Source organism: Marinobacterium sp. YM272 (assembly GCF_050908845.1).
In the GTDB taxonomy this organism is placed as follows: Bacteria; Pseudomonadota; Gammaproteobacteria; order Pseudomonadales; family Balneatricaceae; genus Marinobacterium_D.
Window position 1 is genome coordinate 61898 of record NZ_CP194171.1, and the last position, 20239, is coordinate 82136.

Here is a 20239-nt window from a genome sequence, read left to right on the forward strand (position 1 = left end):
CTTACTTACGGATCGGCTTGCGCGGGCCCTTACGGGTGCGAGCATTGGTTTTGCTGCGCTGACCGCGAACCGGCAGATTACGACGGTGACGCAGGCCACGGAAGCAACCGAGGTCCATAAGACGCTTGATGTTCATGTTGACTTCGCGACGCAGGTCGCCTTCAACTGTCAACTTGGCAATTTCACCACGAACATTATCGAGCTGCTCTTCAGACAGATCTGCGACCTTGGTGGTCGGAGCGATGCCGGTAGCATCCAGGATCTGCTTAGCAGTCGTGCGGCCAATACCGTAAATGTAAGTCAGAGAAATTACCGCATGCTTATTGTCAGGAATATTGACGCCAGCTATACGGGCCATTCAATGTACTCCATGTTTGAAGTCCCCGACTGACTGAATGCGGGAACCAATTTAATCAAATAGTTCGTGGAAGGCGCGCAATACTACACCCTGATCATTTTTAAATCAAGACGCGTCGCGCGGCCCTCCAACAACCAGCCAATCGTGGATTAACCCTGGCGCTGTTTGTGTCGGGGTTCCACTTTGCAGATCACGCGCACGGAACCGTTGCGACGTACGATCTTGCAGTGACGGCAAATCTTTTTAACAGATGCGCGTACTTTCATGATCCACCTCATTCGGCTTAGCGCAGGAGACCCGCGCCGCCTTTAAGATTCGATTTTTTCATCAGTGATTCGTACTGATGCGACATCAGGTGTGATTGCACCTGCGCCATGAAGTCCATCACCACAACCACGACGATCAGCAGGGAAGTACCTCCAAAGTAGAAGGGTACGTTCCAGGCGACGACGAGGAACTGCGGCATCAGTGACACGGCAGTGATGTACAGCGCGCCGAACAGAGTCAGGCGGCTCAGCACCGTATCGATGTAACGTGCGGACTGCTCACCAGGACGGATCCCAGGAATAAAGGCACCCGATTTTTTCAGGTTATCTGCCACGTCACGCGGATTGAAAACAATCGCAGTGTAGAAGTAGCAGAAGAACACGATCGCAATAGCGAACAGCAGGATGTACAACGGCTGTCCCGGCCCAAGAGCCAGAGCCACATCCTGCAGCCAGCCCATGCCTTCACCCTGACCGAACCACTGCCCGACTGACGCCGGGAACAGCAGAATACTGGAGGCGAAGATCGGCGGGATAACCCCGGCCATGTTCACCTTCAGCGGCAGGTGGCTGGACTGTGCAGCGTATACACGGCGGCCCTGCTGGCGTTTTGCGTAATTGATGGTGATGCGGCGCTGGCCGCGTTCCATAAATACCACAAAGCCCACAGTAGCCACCGCCATCACAGCGATAGCCAGCAGCGCGAGGATGTTAAGATCACCCTGGCGCGCCGCTTCAAAGGACTGGCCGATTGCGCTGGGCAACCCGGCCACAATACCCGCGAAGATCAGAATGGAAATACCGTTGCCGATCCCCTTTTCAGTAACCTGTTCACCAAGCCACATAAGGAAAACTGCACCGGCAACCAGCGTGACCACAGCAACGAAATAGAAGCTGATACTGGCGCTGAACGCCACACCCTGGTTGGCAAGGCCAACCGCCATACCCAGCGACTGCACCGTGGCCAGAGCCACCGTTGCGTAACGGGTATATTGGTTAATCTTGCGACGCCCTGCTTCGCCTTCTTTCTTCAATTGCTCGAGAGTCGGGCTCACGATCGTCATCAACTGCATGATAATGGATGCAGAGATATACGGCATGATACCCAGCGCCAGGATCGACATGCGTTCCAGTGCGCCCCCAGAGAACATATTGAACAGGCTCAGGATCGTCCCCTGATTCTGATCAAACAGCGCAGCGAGTCGGTCAGGGTTGATACCCGGAACCGGGATATGTGCCCCGATCCGGTAAACGATGACCGCAATGAGAACGAAGCGCAGGCGAGCCCAAAGCTCGCCAAGTCCGCTCTGCATTCCCGCTGGTATTTGTCCTTTCTTAGCCATTTACGCCTCGACTTTACCGCCAGCAGCTTCGATCGCAGCCTGAGCACCCTTGGTCACTTTAAGACCTTTAACGGTGACTGCCTTATTGATCTCACCAGACAGGATCACACGCGCAGTTTTGATTTCCTGCTTGATGATGTCTGCCTGTTTCAGCGCGTCCAGATCAACCACGTCAACACCAGCTGCAACCAGCTCGTTGAGACGGATTTCAGCGACGTAACGCGCTTTACGGGAATTGAAGCCAAATTTCGGCAGACGACGCTGAATCGGCATCTGACCGCCTTCAAAACCCGGGTTTACACTACCGCCTGAGCGGGATTTCAAACCCTTGTGGCCACGGCCACCAGTCTTACCCAGACCGGAGCCGATACCACGACCGACACGCTTGGGTGCCTGTTTGGAGCCGGCGCCCGGGCGCAGAGAGTTCAAACGCATTGGGTCACTCCTCTTACTCGCTAACTACCTGAACCATGTAGTTAACTTTGTTGATCATGCCACGTACTGCCGGAGTGTCTTCCACTTCAACAACGTGACCGATGCGACGCAGTCCCAGACCTTTTACGCACGCTTTGTGCTTCGGCAGAGTGCCGATCGGGCTGCGCACCAGTGTAACCTTGATCTTGTCAGCCATGTCTTAGCTCCCCAGGATCTCGTCGACAGACTTGCCACGCTTGGCAGCAATATCTTCCGGTGACTTGATGGAGGCCAGGCCTTTAACGGTTGCGCGAACAACGTTAACCGGGTTGGTAGAGCCGTAGCACTTAGCCAGTACGTTGTGGACACCTGCCAGTTCGAGAACTGAGCGCATTGCGCCACCAGCGATTACACCGGTACCTTCAGAGGCCGGCTGCATGTAAACCTTGGCAGAGCCGTGGTTTGCCTTGACCGGGTACTGCAGAGTGTGACCGTTCAGGTTAACACTGACCATGTTGCGACGAGCCTGCTCCATCGCCTTCTGGATAGCGACCGGCACTTCACGCGCCTTGCCACGACCAAAGCCGACACGACCATTGCCATCACCGACTACAGTCAGCGCGGTAAAACCGAAAATACGACCGCCTTTTACCACTTTGGCGACGCGGTTTACCTGAACCAGCTTCTCCTGCAGTTCACCGTCTTTCTGTTCGTGATTTGCCATATTCGAAACCTTTAGAATTCCAGGCCGCCTTCGCGAGCAGCATCAGCAAGTGCCGCCACACGACCGTGGTATTTAAAACCTGAGCGGTCAAACGCGACTTCGGTAACACCTGCTTCTTTCGCACGTTCAGCGATCAGCGCGCCAATTTTCTTGGCAGCTTCGATGTTTCCAGTAGCCCCTTCACGCAGGTCTTTCTCAAGGGTAGAGGCGCTAGCCAGTACCTTGCTGCCATCAGCAGCGATAACCTGAGCGTAGATGTGACGCGGGGTGCGGTTGACGCAGAGACGTACAGCGCCCTGTTCACGCATGTTTGCGCGAGCACGACGAGCACGACGGATACGAGCTTCTTTCTTTACGTTCATGACCCTGCCTTACTTCTTCTTAGCCTCTTTGCGGCGTACATATTCGTCGGCATAGCGAACACCTTTACCTTTGTAAGGCTCAGGCGGACGGAAGCCGCGAACTTCTGCAGCCACCTGACCTACAGCCTGCTTATCAGCACCGCTGATAATCACTGTGGTCGGGTTCGGTGTTTCAGCGGAAACACCTTCAGGCAGTTCGTAATCGATCGGGTGAGAGAAGCCCAGAGTCAGGTTCAGAACCTTACCCTTCGCTGCGGCGCGGTAACCAACGCCCTGGAGGGTGAGGGTCTTATTGAAGCCTTCGCTAACGCCGACCACCATGTTGTTCACCAGGGAGCGAACCGTACCGGTAAGGGCCATAGACTGCTTGGAGCCATCGCGCGGTGCGAACTTAAGCTCGCCGTCGGCCTGCTCTACAGCAACCGCCGGGTGAGCGTCCAGGTTCAGCTGACCGTTCTTGCCCTTGATAGATACAGCCTGGCCATCGATTTTGATCTCAACGCCTGCTGGTACTGCAACGGGTTTCTTCGCAATTCGTGACATCGGAATACCTCTTAGAAGACCGTGCAGACGACTTCACCACCGATACCCGCTGCTCGAGCGGCGCGATCGGTCATGACGCCTTTGCTGGTTGAGATAATTGCGACACCGAGACCATCAGCAACGTTCGGCAGCTCGCCGGCGCTCTTGTAGACACGCAGACTCGGGCGGCTTACACGCTGAATGCTTTCGATAACAGGCTTGCCTTCGAAATACTTGAGTTCGATGGTCATAACCGGCTTCGCATCACCTTCTACGGAGTAGTCAGTGATATAACCTTCCTCTTTCAGAACCTTGGCAACCGCCAGCTTCTGTTTGGAGGACGGCAGGGACACAGCCTGTTTTTCTGACATGTGTCCGTTACGGATACGGGTGAACATATCCGCGAGTGTGTCTTGCATACTCATGCTTTTAACATCCTCTTAGTGCAGCACGACGCGGTAGCGAAGCCCTCACGGGTTTCGCCCTGACCGCCGTGCTTACCGTTTGGCGAGTGGACTTACCAGCTCGCCTTCTTCAGGCCCGGGACATCGCCACGCATAGCTGCTTCACGCAGCTTGTTACGGCACAGTCCGAATTTACGGTATACACCGTGCGGACGGCCAGTAACCTGGCAGCGACGCTGCTTGCGCGCCGGGCTAGCATCGCGCGGCAGCTTCTGCAGCGCGATCTGTGCTTCCCAAACCTCATCTTCTGAGCTGTTCGGGCTAGCAACAATTGCTTTGAGCTGGGCGCGTTTTTCGGCGTACTTAGCCGCCAATTTTTCGCGCTTGAGCTCGCGATTGATCATAGAAACTTTAGCCATGGTTCAACCCTGTCTTATTTCTTGAACGGGAACTGCAGCGCAGACAGCAGTGCACGACCTTCGTCGTTGTTCTTCGCGGTAGTGGTGATAGTGATATCAAGACCACGCAGCTTATCGACCTTGTCGTAGTCGATTTCCGGGAAGATGATCTGCTCTTTAACACCCATGCTGTAGTTACCGCGGCCGTCGAAAGACTTGGCATTCAGACCACGGAAGTCGCGGATACGCGGAATGGAAATATCAACCAGACGGTCGAGGAATTCCCACATGCGCTCGCCGCGCAGAGTAACCTTACAGCCGATCGGCCAGCCTTCACGTACCTTGAAGCCCGCGATAGATTTGCGTGCTTTGGTAACGATCGGCTTCTGACCCGCGATAGCGGTCATATCGGCAACTGCATTCTCGAGCTGCTTCTTGTCACCCAGAGCTTCACCAACACCCATGTTCAGGGTGATCTTGGTGATGCGGGGTACAGCCATGATGTTCGGTGAGTTCAGCTCTTCTTTGAGCTGGCTCTTAACTTCGTTTGCGTAAAGCGCTTTCAGTCTGGACATTTGCACCAACCTCTCTTACTTATCTCCGGCGACGAGCTCGCCGGTGGACTTGAAGAAACGTACCTTGGTGCCGTCTTCAAGCAGCTTGAAGCCTACACGATCACCCTTGCCGGTCTGCGCATTGAAGATGGCAACGTTGGAAGTTGCGATCGGCGCTTCCTTCTCAACAATACCACCCGGCTGCTGCAGCATCGGGTTCGGCTTCTGGTGTTTCTTGATCATGTTGATGCCAGACACGATCAGACGATCGTTTTCCAGGACGCGCATGACGGTGCCACGCTTGCCCTTGTCTTTACCTGCGATCACGATGATTTCATCGTCGCGACGAATCTTGCGCATTTAGAATTACCTTCGTTTCCTGCTACCTTCCTCATGCTCAAAAACGCCAAACCCTTCCGGGAATGGCGTTTTAGCAAGAGCCCTGAAAAATTCAGGGGTCTTAAAGCACTTCAGGCGCCAGGGAAATGATCTTCATGAACTTCTCTGAGCGAAGTTCACGCGTTACTGGGCCGAAGATACGAGTACCGATCGGGGCATCGTTGTTGTTCAGCAGAACCGCAGAGTTAGTATCAAAGCGGATCAGTGAACCGTCAGGACGACGAACACCTTTACGGGTACGCACTACGACAGCCTTAAGAACCTGGCCTTTTTTCACCTTACCGCGCGGAATCGCTTCCTTGACGGTGACTTTGATAACGTCACCAACAGAAGCGTAGCGGCGGTGAGAACCACCCAGGACCTTAATACACTGCACACGCTTGGCGCCGCTGTTATCGGCAACATCAAGCATCGTTTCAGTCTGAATCATGGTCTACTCCACAAACTTTTATCCGTCGCCTGCTTCTCAGCAGGCGAACCGGCAACTGGAGCAGCAAAGGCGCAATATATTACACCTTAGCTGCGCGCTCTTCAATGCGAACCAGAGACCAAGTTTTGGTCTTGGACAGCGGGCGAGATTCGGCGATGGTCACCAGATCACCCATCTGACACTCATTCTTCTCATCGTGAGCGTGCAGTTTGGTGGAGCGTTTGATGTACTTGCCGTAGATCGGGTGCTTCTCACGACGCTCGACCAGAACTGTGATGGTCTTATCCATCTTGTCACTGACGACCTTGCCGGTCACAGTACGAGTACGTTTTTCAGCGCTCATTTAGCCACCTGCTTTTCGTTGAGTACTGTCTTAACGCGAGCGATGTCGCGACGAACCTGACCCAGCAGGTGAGTCTGTGCCAGCTGGCCAGTTGCCTTCTGCATACGCAGGTTGAACTGGTCCTTGAGAAGATCCAGCAGAGACTGCTGAAGCTCTTCTACGGACTTGTCACGCAGTTCCTGTGCTTTCATCACATCACCGTCCGCTTAACAAAGGTTGTCTGAACCGGCAGCTTGGCTGCCGCCAGGGCGAAGGCTTCCTGAGCCAGATCTTCCGGAACACCGCTCATTTCGAACAGCACCTTACCCGGCTGGATCTGAGCAACCCAGTACTCCACGTTACCCTTACCTTTACCCATACGAACTTCAAGCGGCTTGGTAGTGATCGGCTTGTCCGGGAAAATACGGATCCAGATCTTACCACCACGCTTAACGTGACGAGTCATGGTACGACGGGCAGCTTCGATCTGACGCGCTGTGATACGACCGCGATCAGTCGCTTTCAGAGCGAACTCACCAAAGCTGACCTTGCTACCGCGCTGTGCCAGACCACGGTTGCGGCCTTTGTGCATTTTGCGGAATTTGAGACGTTTCGGTTGCAGCATTGACGTCTACCTCACTTACCTTTCTTCGCAGGCGCTTTCTTCTCGGCACGTACCTGTTCCAGGCCACCGAGGATCTCGCCCTTGAAGATCCATACTTTTACGCCAATCACACCGTAAGTGGTGTGAGCTTCATAAGTGGCGTAGTCGATATCAGCACGCAGGGTGTGCAGCGGCACACGACCTTCGCGGTACCACTCGGTACGTGCGATTTCTGCACCACCGAGACGGCCACCCAGCTGAATCTTGATACCCTTGGCACCGATACGCATAGCGTTCTGAACCGCGCGCTTCATGGCACGACGGAACATAACACGGCGCTCGAGCTGGCTGGCAACGCCCTGGGCGACCAGCTGGGCATCGAGATCAGGCTTGCGTACTTCTTCGATGTTGATGTGCACAGGCACACCCATCATCTCGGAAACAGCAGCGCGCAGCTTCTCGACATCCTCACCCTTCTTACCGATAACGATACCGGGGCGGGCTGTATGGATGGTGATCTTAGCGTTCTGAGCCGGACGCTCAATCTCGATACGGCTTACAGACGCGTTCTTCAGCTGTCCTTCCAGGTAGTTGCGCACCTGGAGATCGTTCAGCAGTTTGTTGGCATAATCGGCTTTGTCGGCGTACCACACAGAGGTGTGGTCCTTGATGACACCAAGCCGGATACCGGTTGGGTTTACTTTCTGACCCATATCAAACTCTCCTGGCTTTCAGCTCTTAGTCAGCGACCTTGACGGTGATGTGCGAGGTACGCTTCAGGATGCGATCAGCGCGGCCTTTGGCACGCGGCATGATGCGCTTCATGGTCATACCTTCATCAACGAAAATCGCAGACACGCGCAGTTCATCAATATCGGCACCTTCGTTGTGCTCCGCATTCGCGATTGCAGACTCCAGCACCTTCTTGACCAGATCAGCACCTTTCTTGCTGCTGAACGCCAGGATATTCAGAGCTTCGCCCACAGACTTACCACGGATCTGATCTGCGACCAGACGGGCCTTCTGAGCGGAGATGCGGGCGCCTTTATGCTTGGCGATAACTTCCATCATCTACCCCTTACTTCTTCTTGGCCTTCTTGTCGGCTGCATGACCGCGGTATGTACGAGTAGCAGCAAACTCACCTAGTTTATGACCGACCATGTCTTCGGTGATGAACACCGGTACATGCTGGCGGCCGTTATGTACTGCAATCGTCAGCCCGACAAAGTTCGGGAAGACTGTAGAACGACGTGACCAGGTTTTGATCGGACGACGCTCATTAGCTTCGATTGCAGCTTCTACCTTTTTCAGCAGGTGAAGGTCGATAAAAGGACCTTTCTTCAGTGAACGTGGCACAGCTGATTCCCCTTATTTAGACTGACGACGGCGTACGATAAGCTTATCGGTACGCTTGTTCTTGCGAGTCTTGTAACCCTTGGTCGGAACGCCCCACGGAGTAACCGGGTGACGACCACCAGAGGTACGACCCTCACCACCACCGTGCGGGTGATCTACCGGGTTCATCGCAACACCGCGAACGGTCGGGCGAACACCACGCCAACGCTTGGCACCGGCTTTACCCAGCTGACGCAGGCTGTGTTCAGAGTTGCTAACTTCACCCAGAGTCGCACGGCACTCGGCCAGGACTTTACGCATCTCGCCAGAACGCAGTCGCAGAGTCGCATAAGCGCCTTCACGAGCAACCAGCTGAGCGGAGGAACCCGCAGAGCGAGCCAGCTGTGCACCTTTACCAGGCTTGAGCTCGACACAATGCACGGTGCTACCCAGCGGCACGTTGCGCAGCGGCATAGCGTTACCCGGCTTGATGTCAGCTACTTCACCGGACTGCACCGGAGCACCTGCCTTCAGACCCTTGGGAGCGATGATGTAACGACGCTCGCCATCGGCGTATTTCAGCAGCGCGATGTGCGCAGAACGGTTCGGATCGTATTCCACACGCTCGATAACAGCGGGGATACCATCCTTGTTACGACGGAAGTCGATTTTGCGGTAGTGATGCTTGTGACCACCGCCAACGTGACGAGTAGTAATACGTCCGTTGTTGTTACGACCGCCAGACTTCGAGTTCTTTTCGACCAGTGCGGCGTGCGGCTTGCCCTTGTACAGGTCAGCACCGCTTACCTTTACGACGTGACGACGTCCGGCAGAGGTCGGCTTAGTTTTTGCAATTGCCATTGTTCAAACCCCTCTTATTCGCCAGCCAGGAAATCAATCTCAGAACCGTCGGCCAGACGAACGTACGCTTTACGAACATCAGAGCGCTTGCCCATGCCACGCTGAGTGCGCTTGGTCTTGCCCTTGATGTTCAGTACGTTCACGCCTTCAACTTTTACGTTGAACAGCTCTTCGACAGCCTGTTTGATTTCCGGCTTGGTCGCGTCTGAAGACACGCGGAACACTACCTGCTGAGTACCTTCAGCGACGATAGTGGCCTTTTCAGAGATGTGCGGACCGAGCAGCACTTTATAGATGCGTTCCGGGTTCATGCGTACACCTCCTCGATCTTCTTCAGTGCCGGCACGGTGATCAGAACCTTTTCAAAGCCGACCAGGCTAACCGGGTCGATACCGGCAGCATCGCGAACATCCACGTGCGGAACGTTGCGGGCAGCCAGGTACAGATTCTGTTCGACGTCTTCAGTAATCAGCAGCGCGTTATCCAGCTCAAGCTCTTTCAGCTTGGCGATAAACGGCTTGGTCTTCGGTGCTTCTACAGCGAACTCTTCTACAACAACGAGACGCTCCTGACGCACCAGCTCAGACAGGATGCAACGCATTGCTGCGCGATACATCTTTTTGTTTACTTTCTGAGAGTGATCACGCGGCTGTGCAGCGAAGGTAACACCACCGGTGCGCCAGATCGGCGAACGGGTAGTACCCTGACGAGCACGACCGGTACCCTTCTGACGGAAGGGCTTCGCACCACCGCCGGAGACGGCAGAACGGTTTTTCTGGCCCTTGGTACCCTGACGGCCGGCTGCCATGTAAGCAGTCACAACCTGGTGTACCAGTGCCTCATTGAACTCTTTACCAAAAGCCAGTTCGGATACTTCAACCGAACCGTTGGCTCCAGTCAGATTCAAATTCATGGTAGCCCCCTTTAGCCGCGTGCTTTAACAGCAGGTTTAACGATGACGTCGCCGCCCGGAGCACCAGGAATGGCACCCTTGACGATCAACAGGTTACGTTCAGCGTCAACGCGCACGACTTCCAGAGTCTGGACTGTGCAGCGCTCGGCGCCCATGTGACCTGCCATCTTTTTACCTTTGAAGACACGACCCGGGGTCTGGCACTGACCAATGGAACCCGGAGCACGGTGAGAAAGAGAGTTACCGTGGGTGTTGTCCTGGGTACGGAAGTTCCAGCGCTTAACGCCGCCCTGGAAGCCTTTACCTTTAGACTGACCTGTTACGTCAACTTTCTGACCTGCTTCGAAGCGCTCAACTGTCAGCGCGTCGCCGACGTTGATACCCTCATCACCATTCACGCGGAACTCCCACAAACCGCGACCGGCTTCAACGCCAGCCTTGGCATAGTGACCAGCTTCCGGCTTAGACAGGCGGTTAGCCTTCTTAGCACCGGTAGTCACCTGCACAGCAGCGTAGCCGTCAGCTTCAACTGACTTAACGCTGGTTACACGGTTCGGTTCCACCTCGATGACGGTGACTGGCACGGACACGCCCTCATCTGTGAAGATGCGAGTCATACCCGCTTTACGTCCGATAAGTCCTACAGACATTTTTTTACCTCTTGCCAGTTGTGTACGGGGCTGTCACCCGCTATGGCTGCCCTTTTCAGGCGCATTCCACAAATAGCGCTTCATTAAGTTAATAATTCTGCGCAGTGCTGATTAGCCGAGGCTGATCTGCACTTCGACACCCGCAGCCAGATCCAGCTTCATCAGTGCGTCGACAGTTTTTTCTGTCGGCTCAACGATGTCGAGGACTCGCTTGTGCGTACGGATTTCGTACTGGTCGCGCGCGTCTTTGTTGACGTGCGGGGAAACCAGAACGGTGTAACGCTCTTTGCGGGTAGGAAGTGGGATCGGACCACACACCTGAGCACCGGTCCGCTTGGCAGTCTCTACGATTTCCAGAGCGGAGGAGTCGATCAGGCGATGATCAAAAGCCTTCAGACGAATTCTGATTTTTTGGTTCTGCATTCTGATCACGCATTTCCTTAAGTTTCTTTACGGCAATAGCCGACCACCCCTTTACTAAGGGGAGGCAAATTTTACTCAGCGGTCAGGGTAGCGTCAACAGAAAAGGTACAAAAATTGATCAATACGCAGAAGAGGATCTGCGCTCGAGAGGCGGGAAACGAAAAAGGCCCTCGAAAGAGGGCCTTTTCTGATCTAGCAGATCGAAGGATTAAGCAGTGATTTTGGAAACCACGCCAGCACCAACAGTACGACCACCTTCACGGATGGCGAAGCGCAGACCTTCTTCCATCGCGATCGGGTTGATCAGGGTAACGTTCATCTGGACGTTGTCGCCCGGCATTACCATCTCAACGCCTTCCGGCAGCTCAACCGCACCAGTGATATCGGTAGTACGGAAGTAGAACTGCGGACGGTAGCCTTTGAAGAACGGAGTGTGACGACCGCCTTCTTCTTTGCTCAGTACGTAAACTTCGCCTTCGAAGCCAGTGTGCGGAGTGATGGAACCCGGCTTAGCCAGGACCTGACCACGCTCAACTTCGTCACGCTTGGTACCACGCAGCAGCGCACCAACGTTCTCGCCTGCACGACCTTCGTCCAGCAGCTTGCGGAACATCTCAACACCAGTACAGGTAGTCTTGGTGGTGTCCTTGATACCAACGATTTCGATTTCGTCGCCAGTCTTCAGGATGCCACGCTCGATACGACCGGTAACAACGGTACCACGACCAGAGATGGAGAATACGTCCTCGATCGGCATCAGGAACGGCTGATCAACGGCACGCTCCGGCTCAGGGATGTATGAATCCAGGGCTTCAACCAGCTTCTTGACAGCGGTAGTACCCATTTCGTTGTCGTCTTCACCGTTCAGCGCCATCAGGGCAGAACCGATGATGATCGGAGTGTCGTCTCCCGGGAAGTCGTAGCTGTCCAGCAGCTCGCGCACTTCCATTTCGACCAGCTCGAGCAGCTCTTCGTCATCAACCATGTCAGCCTTGTTCAGGAACACGATGATGTAAGGAACGCCTACCTGGCGAGACAGCAGGATGTGCTCACGAGTCTGCGGCATGGGGCCGTCGGCAGCAGAACATACCAGGATCGCGCCGTCCATCTGGGCAGCACCGGTGATCATGTTCTTGACGTAGTCGGCGTGTCCCGGGCAGTCAACGTGCGCGTAGTGACGAATCGGAGACTCGTACTCAACGTGAGAAGTGTTGATGGTGATACCACGATCACGCTCTTCCGGTGCTTTGTCGATACCGTCAAAGGCAACGGCAGCGCCGCCCCAAACTTCTGAACATACGCGAGTCAGCGCAGCGGTCAGAGTGGTTTTACCATGGTCAACGTGACCGATAGTGCCGACGTTTACGTGCGGCTTGCTACGGGAAAAAGCTTCTTTAGCCACGAGTATATCCTCTTAAATCAAGCAATTAGGCTTAAATTAGTTCTGCTTAGTTACAGCTTCGGCAATATTCTGCGGAGCTTCGGCATAGCCCTTGAACTCCATAGAATAGGTGGCACGACCCTGAGACGCGGAGCGCAGGTCGGTCGCATAACCGAACATCTCACCCAGCGGTACTTCAGCGTTGATCACCTTACCGGACGAGCTGTCTTCCATGCCCTGAACCAGGCCACGGCGACGGTTAAGGTCACCCATCACGTCACCCATGTATTCTTCAGGTGTCACGACTTCGACCTTCATGATCGGCTCGAGCAGGCAGGGGCTTGCTTCCATTGCGTACTTCTTGAGCGCCTGAGATGCCGCGATTTTAAACGCCATCTCGTTGGAGTCAACTTCGTGGAAGGAACCGTCGTACAGACGTGCTTTCAGGCCGATCAGCGGGTAGCCCGCGATAACGCCGTTCTGCATCTGCTCTTCGATACCCTTCTGGACCGCCGGGATGTATTCCTTAGGAATAGAACCACCAACGATCTCGCTGACAAACTCCAGCCCTTCTTCTTCGGACGGCGAGAACTCAACAACGACATGACCGTACTGACCACGACCACCGGACTGACGCGCAAACTTGTGGTTCGCAACGACCGGCTTACGGATCTTCTCGCGGTACGCAACCTGAGGTTTACCGATGTTTGCTTCTACCTTGAACTCGCGACGCATACGGTCAACGATGATGTCCAGGTGAAGCTCACCCATACCGGAGATGATGGTCTGACCGGTTTCCTCGTCGGTTTCGACGCGGAAAGAGGGGTCTTCCTGAGCCAGTTTACCCAGAGCGATACCCATCTTTTCCTGGTCCGCTTTGGATTTCGGCTCAACCGCTACGGAGATAACCGGATCCGGGAATTCCATGCGCTCGAGAACAATCTTGTTGTCCAGGTCGCACAGGGTGTCACCAGTGGTTACATCCTTCAGACCGATCAGTGCAGCGATGTCGCCTGCCAGCACTTCCTTGATCTCTTCACGGCTGTTCGCGTGCATCTGCACCATACGACCAACGCGCTCTTTCTTCTGCTTCACAGAATTGTAGACGCTGTCGCCGGACTTGAGCACACCGGAGTAGACGCGGATAAAGGTCAGGGTACCAACGAACGGGTCGGTAGCGATCTTGAACGCCAGGGAAGCGAACGGCGCACTGTCGTCAGCTTCACGGGTGTCAACAGTCTCAGCTGCGTCGTCCAGAGTACCTTCGATCGCCTTAACTTCTTTCGGAGAAGGCAGGTATTCGATAACCGCATCCAGAACCGCCTGAACGCCTTTGTTCTTGAAGGCAGAACCTGCCAGCATCAGAACAACTTCGTTAGCCAGGGTACGGGCGCGCAGACCAGCCTTGATCTCGTCTTCGCTGAGTTCACCCTCTTCGAGGTATTTCTCCATCAGCTCTTCAGAAGCTTCGGCAGCGGCTTCGACCATGTGCTCACGGTACTCTTCAGCCTTGGCCTGAAGTTCAGCCGGGATATCACCCAGTTCGTAGGTCATACCCATGTCGTCTTCGTTCCACCAGATCGCCTTCATGACAACCAGGTCGACAACACCTTTGAAGTCATCTTCGGCACCGATCGGCAGGTTGATCGGCACAGCTGTAGCACCCAGACGGTTCTTCAGCTGGCTTTCAACCATGTAGAAGTCAGCGCCGGCACGGTCCATCTTGTTGACGAACACCATGCGTGGAACTTCGTACTTGTTAGCCTGACGCCAAACGGTTTCAGTCTGCGGCTGAACACCAGAGGAGGCACACAGAACAACAACGGCACCGTCGAGTACACGCAGGGAACGTTCAACTTCGATAGTGAAGTCAACGTGTCCCGGGGTATCGATGATGTTTACGCGGTGCTGGTCGAACTGCTGGTTCATGCCCTGCCAGAAACAGGTAGTGGCAGCTGAGGTGATAGTGATACCACGCTCCTGCTCCTGCTCCATCCAGTCCATGGTAGCCGCACCTTCATGTACCTCACCGATTTTGTGAGACAGACCTGTGTAGAACAGGACACGCTCGGTGGTGGTGGTCTTGCCGGCGTCTACGTGAGCGCAAATACCGATATTACGGTAGCGCTCGATAGGAGTTTTACGAGCCACGACAGATTCCTCTGAAAATTAGAAGCGGTAGTGGGCGAAGGCCTTGTTGGCTTCGGCCATACGATGCACGTCTTCGCGTTTCTTGACAGCAGCGCCACGACCTTCAGCAGCATCGATCAGTTCACCGGCCAGACGCAGATCCATGGATTTCTCACCACGTTTGCGTGCAGCGTCAACCAGCCAGCGCATGGCGAGAGCCGTGCGGCGGGACGGGCGAACTTCAACGGGGACCTGGTAGGTAGCACCACCGACACGGCGGGACTTAACTTCTACGGCCGGCGCAACAGTTTCCAGCGCCTTGTCGAACAGTTCGATAGCGTCACCCTTGGTACGCTCTTCTACTTTGCTCAGTGCACCATACACGATGCGCTCAGCGACGGACTTCTTGCCGCTGATCATCAGATGGTTGATAAATTTTGCCAGGGTAATGTTACCGAATTTAGGATCCGGCAGGATTTCACGCTTCGCAGCAACGCGTCTTCTAGGCATTGATAAGCCCTCTAAAAATGTAAAAAGGTCTTCAGGTTCATCAGGATGTCAAACGACACCTGTCCTTACTCTTATCGTCTTTCGGGTTAGCCAAACAGCTTCGGGCCGGTTATTCGGACACCTGACTGGCAAAGCCTCGCCGTCTAACGAGGGATCAAGACTTCGGACGTTTCGCACCGTACTTGGAACGACCCTGCTTACGGCCGTTAACGCCGGAGCAGTCCAGAGAACCACGAACAGTGTGGTAACGCACACCCGGAAGGTCTTTAACACGACCGCCACGGATCAGAACAACAGAGTGCTCCTGCAGGTTATGACCTTCACCACCGATGTAGGAAGATACTTCATAACCGTTGGTCAGACGCACACGGCAGACTTTACGCAGTGCCGAGTTCGGCTTCTTCGGGGTAGTGGTGTACACACGGGTACATACGCCACGACGCTGGGGGCATGCCTGGAGAGCAGGAACGTCGCTCTTCTGGACTGCGCGCTTACGCGGCTTGCGCACCAGCTGGTTAATTGTTGCCATTAAGCAAACTCCACGTTTGGTTTATTAGCACCATACTAAAAAGACCGGGCCTGCCTGATGCGAGCCCAGTCACGAAAGGGCCGGAATTTTAATCAATTCCGGCCCACGGCGTCAAATATTGAGTAGTTTTTACTCAGTGTCGTTCATGGAAGCGTTCAGAGCCTCGGTCAGAGCCTGCTGAACTTCTTCCGCGCTGACAGTAACGCCCTCACCAGACTGCACACCACGTTTGCGCTTGCGCTCATTGTGGTATGCCAGACCAGTACCGGCCGGGATCAGACGACCCACGACCACGTTTTCTTTCAGACCACGCAGGTAGTCTTTCTTGCCGGTCACCGCACCTTCGGTCAGTACGCGGGTTGTCTCCTGGAAGGAGGCCGCGGAGATGAAGGATTCGGTAGCCAGGGACGCCTTGGTGATACCCAGCAGAATGCGTTCGAACTTCGCCGGAATCTTGCCTTCGGCTTCCAGTGCTTCGTTCTCTTCAACAACCGCCGCGTACTCAACCTGCTCACCCGGGATGAAGCTTGAGTCACCGCCTTCGGTGATCTCAACCTTGCGCAGCATCTGACGCACGATGGTTTCAATGTGCTTGTCGTTGATGCCTACACCCTGGAGGCGGTAAACGTCCTGGATCTCGGCAACGATGTACTTCGCCAGCTCGGTAACACCGAGGACACGAAGGATATCGTGCGCATTCGACGGACCGTCGGAGATGACTTCACCCTTCTCGACAGTCTCACCTTCGAAGACGTTCAGGTTACGCCACTTCTGGATCATCGTTTCGTGCGGATCAGATCCGTCGGTCGGCGTGATCACGATGCGACGCTTGCCCTTGGTCTCCTTGCCGAAGGTAACGGTACCTGAGATCTCTGCCAGTACAGCAGACTCTTTCGGCTTACGTGCTTCGAACAGGTCGGCCACTCGCGGCAGACCACCGGTGATGTCCTTGTTGACCGTGCCTTCCTGCGGCAGACGCGCAAGGATGTCACCGATCTGTACTTCAGAGGCATCGTTCAGGGTCACAATGGACTTCGCCGGCAGCAGGTACTGCGCAGGCATCTCTGTACCCGGCAGGTACACATCGTTGCCACCCGCGTCGACCAGCTTGATCATCGGACGGATATCTTTACCCGCCTGCGGACGATCCTTGGCATCGAGTACCTCGATGGTGGACAGACCGGTCAGCTCATCTGTCTGACGCTTGATGGTGATACCGTCTTCCATGCCGACGAACTGCAGACGACCGGCCACCTCGGTGATGATCGGGTGGGTATGCGGGTCCCAGTTGGCAACCACAGCACCCGGATCAACGTTGTTACCGTCACGGACCTTGATGATCGCACCGTATGGCAGCTTGTAACGCTCACGCTCACGACCGTGCTCATCGGTCACACCCAGCTCACCGGAGCGAGAGGTTGCCACGATAGTACCGTCGGTGCGCTCTACATACTTCAGGTTGTGCAGACGTACGACGCCGCCGTTCTTAACCTGAATGCTGTCCACAGCCGCTGCCCGCGATGCCGCACCACCGATGTGGAAGGTACGCATGGTCAGCTGGGTACCCGGCTCACCGATCGACTGTGCCGCGATAACGCCGACAGACTCACCGATGTTGACCTGATGACCGCGACCCAGGTCACGACCGTAACAGGCGGAACAGATACCGTGACGGGACTGACAGCTGATCGGAGAGCGTACTTTGATCTCATCGATACTGCTGTAGGTCTCTTCGTTCTCGAGACGGGCAACCCAGGCTTCGTCGATCAGCGTGCCAGCCGGAATCAGCGTGTCATCACCCGCCGGGTTCAGCACGTCTTCAGCAACCACACGACCCAGCACTCGCTCACCCAGCGGCACAACGATGTCACCGCCTTCGATCAGCGGCTGCAGCACCATGCCTGCGTCGGTACCACAGTCAGTCTCTGTGATAACCACGTCCTGGGCCACGTCAACCAGACGACGGGTCAGGTAACCGGAGTTCGCGGTTTTAAGTGCCGTATCCGCTAGACCCTTACGTGCACCGTGGGTCGAGATGAAGTACTGGAGTACGTTCAGACCTTCACGGAAGTTCGCCACGATCGGCGTCTCGATGATGGAGCCGTCCGGCTTCGCCATCAGACCACGCATACCGGCCAGCTGACGGATCTGGGCAGCACTACCACGGGCACCGGAGTCGGCCATCATGTAGACGGAGTTGAAAGACTCCTGCTCTACGGTCTCGCCCTCGGCGTTGGTGACCAGGTCGACCTTCAGGTTGTCCATCATCTTCTTGGCCAGCACTTCGTTCGCGCGGGACCAGATATCCACAACCTTGTTGTACTTCTCGCCCTGGGTTACCAGGCCGTCGCCGAACTGACGCTCGATCTCTTTAACTTCAGCATCAGCTTCAGCAATGATGCCGACCTTTTCGTCCGGAATAACGAAGTCGTTAACACCGATGGAAGCACCGGAGACGGTCGCCTGACGGAAGCCCATGTACATCAGCTGGTCAGCAAAGATAACGGTATCTTTCAGACCGCAGCGACGGTAAGCCTCGTTCAGCAGACGCGAGATCGCCTTTTTCTTCATCGGCTGGTTGACCAGCTCGAACGGCAGGCCATCAGGCACGATATCGAACAGCATGGCACGACCGACGGTGGTCTCCTGCAGTCCGTAGCGCTCTTCAACGTTGCCTTCGATATCGCGGATCACTTCAGGAATACGTACCTTGATACGGGCCTGCAGGTGAACCTGGCCGGCACCGTAGGCGCGCTGCACTTCCTTGATGTCGGAGAACTTCATGTCTTCGCCCGGTGCAGCAACGCGCTCACGGGTCATGTAGTACAGACCCAGTACCACGTCCTGGGACGGTACGATGATCGGCTCACCGTTGGCAGGAGACAGGATGTTGTTGGTGGACATCATCAGCGCACGCGCTTCCAGCTGGGCTTCCAGCGTCAGCGGTACGTGAACAGCCATCTGGTCACCGTCAAAGTCGGCGTTGTATGCCGCACACACCAGCGGGTGCAGCTGGATCGCCTTACCTTCGATCAGTACCGGCTCGAACGCCTGGATACCGAGACGGTGCAGGGTCGGGGCACGGTTCAGCAGGACCGGGTGCTCGCGGATAACTTCGTCGAGGATATCCCAGACCAGCGGCTCTTCGCGCTCAACCATCTTCTTGGCAGCCTTGATGGTGGTGGCGTAGCCACGCAGCTCAAGCTTGGAGAAGATGAACGGCTTGAACAGTTCCAGCGCCATTTTCTTCGGCAGACCGCACTGGTGCAGACGCAGGTACGGACCGACCACGATAACGGAACGGCCGGAGTAGTCGACACGCTTACCGAGCAGGTTCTGACGGAAACGACCCTGCTTACCCTTGATCATGTCAGCCAGGGATTTCAGCGGGCGCTTGTTGGAACCGGTGATGGCACGACCGCGACGGCCGTTATCCAGCAGCGCGTCAACAGATTCCTGCAGCATACGCTTCTCGTTGCGCACGATGATATCCGGCGCATTGAGGTCCAGCAGACGCTTCAGACGGTTGTTACGGTTGATCACACGGCGATACAGGTCGTTCAGGTCGGAGGTCGCGAAACGACCACCGTCCAGCGGTACCAGCGGACGCAGATCCGGCGGCAGTACCGGCAGCACTTCCATGATCATCCAGCGCGGATCGTTGCCGGACTTGTGGAAGGCTTCGATCAGCTTCAGACGCTTGGACAGCTTCTTGATCTTGGTATCAGAGTTGGTCTGCGGGATCTCTTCACGCAGACGCTGGATCTCTTCTTCCAGGTCGATGGAGATCAGCAGTTCGCGGACCGCTTCGGCACCCATGCGGGCGTCGAACTCGTCACCGAACTCTTCCAGCGCTTCGAAGTACTGCTCGTCGTTGAGCATCTGGCCACGCTCAAGCGTAGTCATGCCCGGATCGATAACGACAAAAGACTCGAAGTAGAGCACGCGCTCGATATCACGCAGCGTCATATCCAGCATCAGACCGATGCGGGACGGCAGTGATTTCAGGAACCAGATGTGCGCAACCGGAGATGCCAGTTCGATGTGACCCATGCGCTCACGACGCACCTTGGTCATGGTCACTTCGACGCCACACTTCTCACAGATAACACCGCGGTGCTTCATGCGCTTGTACTTACCGCACAGGCACTCGTAGTCCTTGATCGGGCCAAAGATCTTGGCACAGAACAGGCCGTCACGCTCAGGCTTGAAGGTACGGTAGTTGATGGTCTCCGGCTTTTTAACTTCACCGTAAGACCAGGAACGGATCATCTCCGGCGAGGCCAGCGAGATTCGAATGGAATCAAACTCGTCGGACGGGCCCTGGGACTTCAGCAGATTCAGCAGATCTTTCATTGTCTATAGCTCCTACGCGGAGTTCTCAGCGCCGGCGCCCACTCTATTCC

General features: G+C 55.4%; 29 protein-coding genes. All 29 read right to left on the bottom strand.

What is annotated here, in order from left to right; genetic code table 11:
- Position 1 precedes the first annotated feature (1 nt).
- Positions 2-358, bottom strand: a complete 357-nt coding sequence (gene rpsM, locus ACQUQP_RS00290) for a 30S ribosomal protein S13 (RefSeq protein ID WP_432696845.1) — start codon at positions 356-358, stop codon at positions 2-4.
- A 149-nt stretch (positions 359-507) separates the two neighbouring features.
- Complete coding sequence (gene rpmJ / locus ACQUQP_RS00295; RefSeq protein WP_027853981.1) at positions 508-624, bottom strand: 50S ribosomal protein L36; 117 nt, start codon at positions 622-624, stop codon at positions 508-510.
- 17 nt (positions 625-641) lie between these two features.
- A complete protein-coding gene (secY, locus tag ACQUQP_RS00300) occupies positions 642-1967 on the bottom strand; it encodes a preprotein translocase subunit SecY (protein WP_432696846.1) in 1326 nt (441 codons plus the stop codon).
- Positions 1968-2402 (bottom strand): 50S ribosomal protein L15, encoded by a 435-nt coding sequence (gene rplO, locus ACQUQP_RS00305; RefSeq protein ID WP_432696847.1) that lies wholly within the window; start codon positions 2400-2402, stop codon positions 1968-1970. It abuts the gene before it with no gap.
- 13 nt (positions 2403-2415) lie between these two features.
- A complete protein-coding gene (rpmD, locus tag ACQUQP_RS00310) occupies positions 2416-2598 on the bottom strand; it encodes a 50S ribosomal protein L30 (RefSeq protein ID WP_104004632.1) in 183 nt (60 codons plus the stop codon).
- Positions 2599-2601: 3 nt separating this feature from the next.
- Complete coding sequence (gene rpsE, locus ACQUQP_RS00315) at positions 2602-3105, bottom strand: 30S ribosomal protein S5 (RefSeq protein WP_432696848.1); 504 nt, start codon at positions 3103-3105, stop codon at positions 2602-2604.
- An 11-nt stretch (positions 3106-3116) separates the two neighbouring features.
- The gene (gene rplR / locus ACQUQP_RS00320) at positions 3117-3467 is read right to left on the bottom strand and encodes a 50S ribosomal protein L18 (protein WP_432696849.1); all 351 of its coding nucleotides are present in this window, start codon (positions 3465-3467) and stop codon (positions 3117-3119) included.
- Between the two features lie 9 nt (positions 3468-3476).
- Complete coding sequence (gene rplF, locus ACQUQP_RS00325) at positions 3477-4010, bottom strand: 50S ribosomal protein L6 (protein ID WP_432696850.1); 534 nt, start codon at positions 4008-4010, stop codon at positions 3477-3479.
- Positions 4011-4021: 11 nt separating this feature from the next.
- The gene (gene rpsH, locus ACQUQP_RS00330; RefSeq protein WP_432696851.1) at positions 4022-4414 is read right to left on the bottom strand and encodes a 30S ribosomal protein S8; all 393 of its coding nucleotides are present in this window, start codon (positions 4412-4414) and stop codon (positions 4022-4024) included.
- A gap of 92 nt (positions 4415-4506) precedes the next feature.
- Positions 4507-4812, bottom strand: coding sequence for a 30S ribosomal protein S14 (gene rpsN, locus ACQUQP_RS00335; RefSeq protein ID WP_432696852.1), 306 nt, complete (start codon positions 4810-4812; stop codon positions 4507-4509).
- Between the two features lie 14 nt (positions 4813-4826).
- Complete coding sequence (gene rplE, locus ACQUQP_RS00340) at positions 4827-5366, bottom strand: 50S ribosomal protein L5 (protein ID WP_432696853.1); 540 nt, start codon at positions 5364-5366, stop codon at positions 4827-4829.
- A 15-nt stretch (positions 5367-5381) separates the two neighbouring features.
- Positions 5382-5705, bottom strand: coding sequence for a 50S ribosomal protein L24 (gene rplX, locus ACQUQP_RS00345; protein ID WP_432696854.1), 324 nt, complete (start codon positions 5703-5705; stop codon positions 5382-5384).
- A 100-nt stretch (positions 5706-5805) separates the two neighbouring features.
- Positions 5806-6174, bottom strand: a complete 369-nt coding sequence (gene rplN, locus ACQUQP_RS00350) for a 50S ribosomal protein L14 (protein WP_432696855.1) — start codon at positions 6172-6174, stop codon at positions 5806-5808.
- A gap of 79 nt (positions 6175-6253) precedes the next feature.
- Complete coding sequence (gene rpsQ / locus ACQUQP_RS00355) at positions 6254-6517, bottom strand: 30S ribosomal protein S17 (protein ID WP_132293759.1); 264 nt, start codon at positions 6515-6517, stop codon at positions 6254-6256.
- On the bottom strand, positions 6514-6708 hold the full coding sequence (rpmC, locus tag ACQUQP_RS00360; RefSeq protein ID WP_432696856.1) for a 50S ribosomal protein L29: 195 nt from the start codon (positions 6706-6708) through the stop codon (positions 6514-6516). The genes rpsQ and rpmC overlap by 4 nt, the downstream gene beginning before the upstream one ends.
- Positions 6708-7121 carry a 50S ribosomal protein L16 gene (rplP, locus tag ACQUQP_RS00365; protein ID WP_104004642.1) on the bottom strand — a complete coding sequence of 138 codons (414 nt, stop codon included), beginning with the start codon at positions 7119-7121 and terminating at the stop codon, positions 6708-6710. Before rplP ends, rpmC begins: the two co-directional genes overlap by 1 nt.
- 11 nt (positions 7122-7132) lie before the next feature.
- On the bottom strand, positions 7133-7813 hold the full coding sequence (gene rpsC, locus ACQUQP_RS00370; protein ID WP_432696857.1) for a 30S ribosomal protein S3: 681 nt from the start codon (positions 7811-7813) through the stop codon (positions 7133-7135).
- Positions 7814-7838: 25 nt separating this feature from the next.
- A complete protein-coding gene (gene rplV / locus ACQUQP_RS00375) occupies positions 7839-8171 on the bottom strand; it encodes a 50S ribosomal protein L22 (RefSeq protein ID WP_432696858.1) in 333 nt (110 codons plus the stop codon).
- Positions 8172-8178: 7 nt separating this feature from the next.
- Positions 8179-8457 (bottom strand): 30S ribosomal protein S19, encoded by a 279-nt coding sequence (gene rpsS, locus ACQUQP_RS00380; protein ID WP_104004645.1) that lies wholly within the window; start codon positions 8455-8457, stop codon positions 8179-8181.
- A 12-nt stretch (positions 8458-8469) separates the two neighbouring features.
- Positions 8470-9297: a 50S ribosomal protein L2 gene (gene rplB, locus ACQUQP_RS00385; RefSeq protein ID WP_432696859.1), complete on the bottom strand. Its 828-nt coding sequence runs from the start codon at positions 9295-9297 to the stop codon at positions 8470-8472.
- A gap of 14 nt (positions 9298-9311) precedes the next feature.
- The gene (rplW, locus tag ACQUQP_RS00390; protein ID WP_432696860.1) at positions 9312-9608 is read right to left on the bottom strand and encodes a 50S ribosomal protein L23; all 297 of its coding nucleotides are present in this window, start codon (positions 9606-9608) and stop codon (positions 9312-9314) included.
- Positions 9605-10210 carry a 50S ribosomal protein L4 gene (rplD, locus tag ACQUQP_RS00395; RefSeq protein WP_432696861.1) on the bottom strand — a complete coding sequence of 202 codons (606 nt, stop codon included), beginning with the start codon at positions 10208-10210 and terminating at the stop codon, positions 9605-9607. Before rplD ends, rplW begins: the two co-directional genes overlap by 4 nt.
- An 11-nt stretch (positions 10211-10221) precedes the next feature.
- The gene (gene rplC / locus ACQUQP_RS00400; protein ID WP_432696862.1) at positions 10222-10860 is read right to left on the bottom strand and encodes a 50S ribosomal protein L3; all 639 of its coding nucleotides are present in this window, start codon (positions 10858-10860) and stop codon (positions 10222-10224) included.
- A 111-nt stretch (positions 10861-10971) separates the two neighbouring features.
- Positions 10972-11283, bottom strand: a complete 312-nt coding sequence (rpsJ, locus tag ACQUQP_RS00405) for a 30S ribosomal protein S10 (RefSeq protein WP_104004650.1) — start codon at positions 11281-11283, stop codon at positions 10972-10974.
- 208 nt (positions 11284-11491) lie between these two features.
- On the bottom strand, positions 11492-12685 hold the full coding sequence (gene tuf / locus ACQUQP_RS00410) for an elongation factor Tu (protein WP_432696863.1): 1194 nt from the start codon (positions 12683-12685) through the stop codon (positions 11492-11494).
- Positions 12686-12721: 36 nt separating this feature from the next.
- Positions 12722-14815 (bottom strand): elongation factor G, encoded by a 2094-nt coding sequence (gene fusA / locus ACQUQP_RS00415; protein WP_432696864.1) that lies wholly within the window; start codon positions 14813-14815, stop codon positions 12722-12724.
- Positions 14816-14833: 18 nt separating this feature from the next.
- Positions 14834-15304: a 30S ribosomal protein S7 gene (gene rpsG, locus ACQUQP_RS00420; RefSeq protein ID WP_432696865.1), complete on the bottom strand. Its 471-nt coding sequence runs from the start codon at positions 15302-15304 to the stop codon at positions 14834-14836.
- A gap of 154 nt (positions 15305-15458) precedes the next feature.
- The gene (rpsL, locus tag ACQUQP_RS00425; protein ID WP_027855536.1) at positions 15459-15833 is read right to left on the bottom strand and encodes a 30S ribosomal protein S12; all 375 of its coding nucleotides are present in this window, start codon (positions 15831-15833) and stop codon (positions 15459-15461) included.
- A gap of 129 nt (positions 15834-15962) precedes the next feature.
- Entirely contained in the window at positions 15963-20189 is a 4227-nt protein-coding gene (rpoC, locus tag ACQUQP_RS00430) for a DNA-directed RNA polymerase subunit beta' (protein ID WP_432696866.1), read from the bottom strand.
- Positions 20190-20239 lie beyond the last annotated feature (50 nt).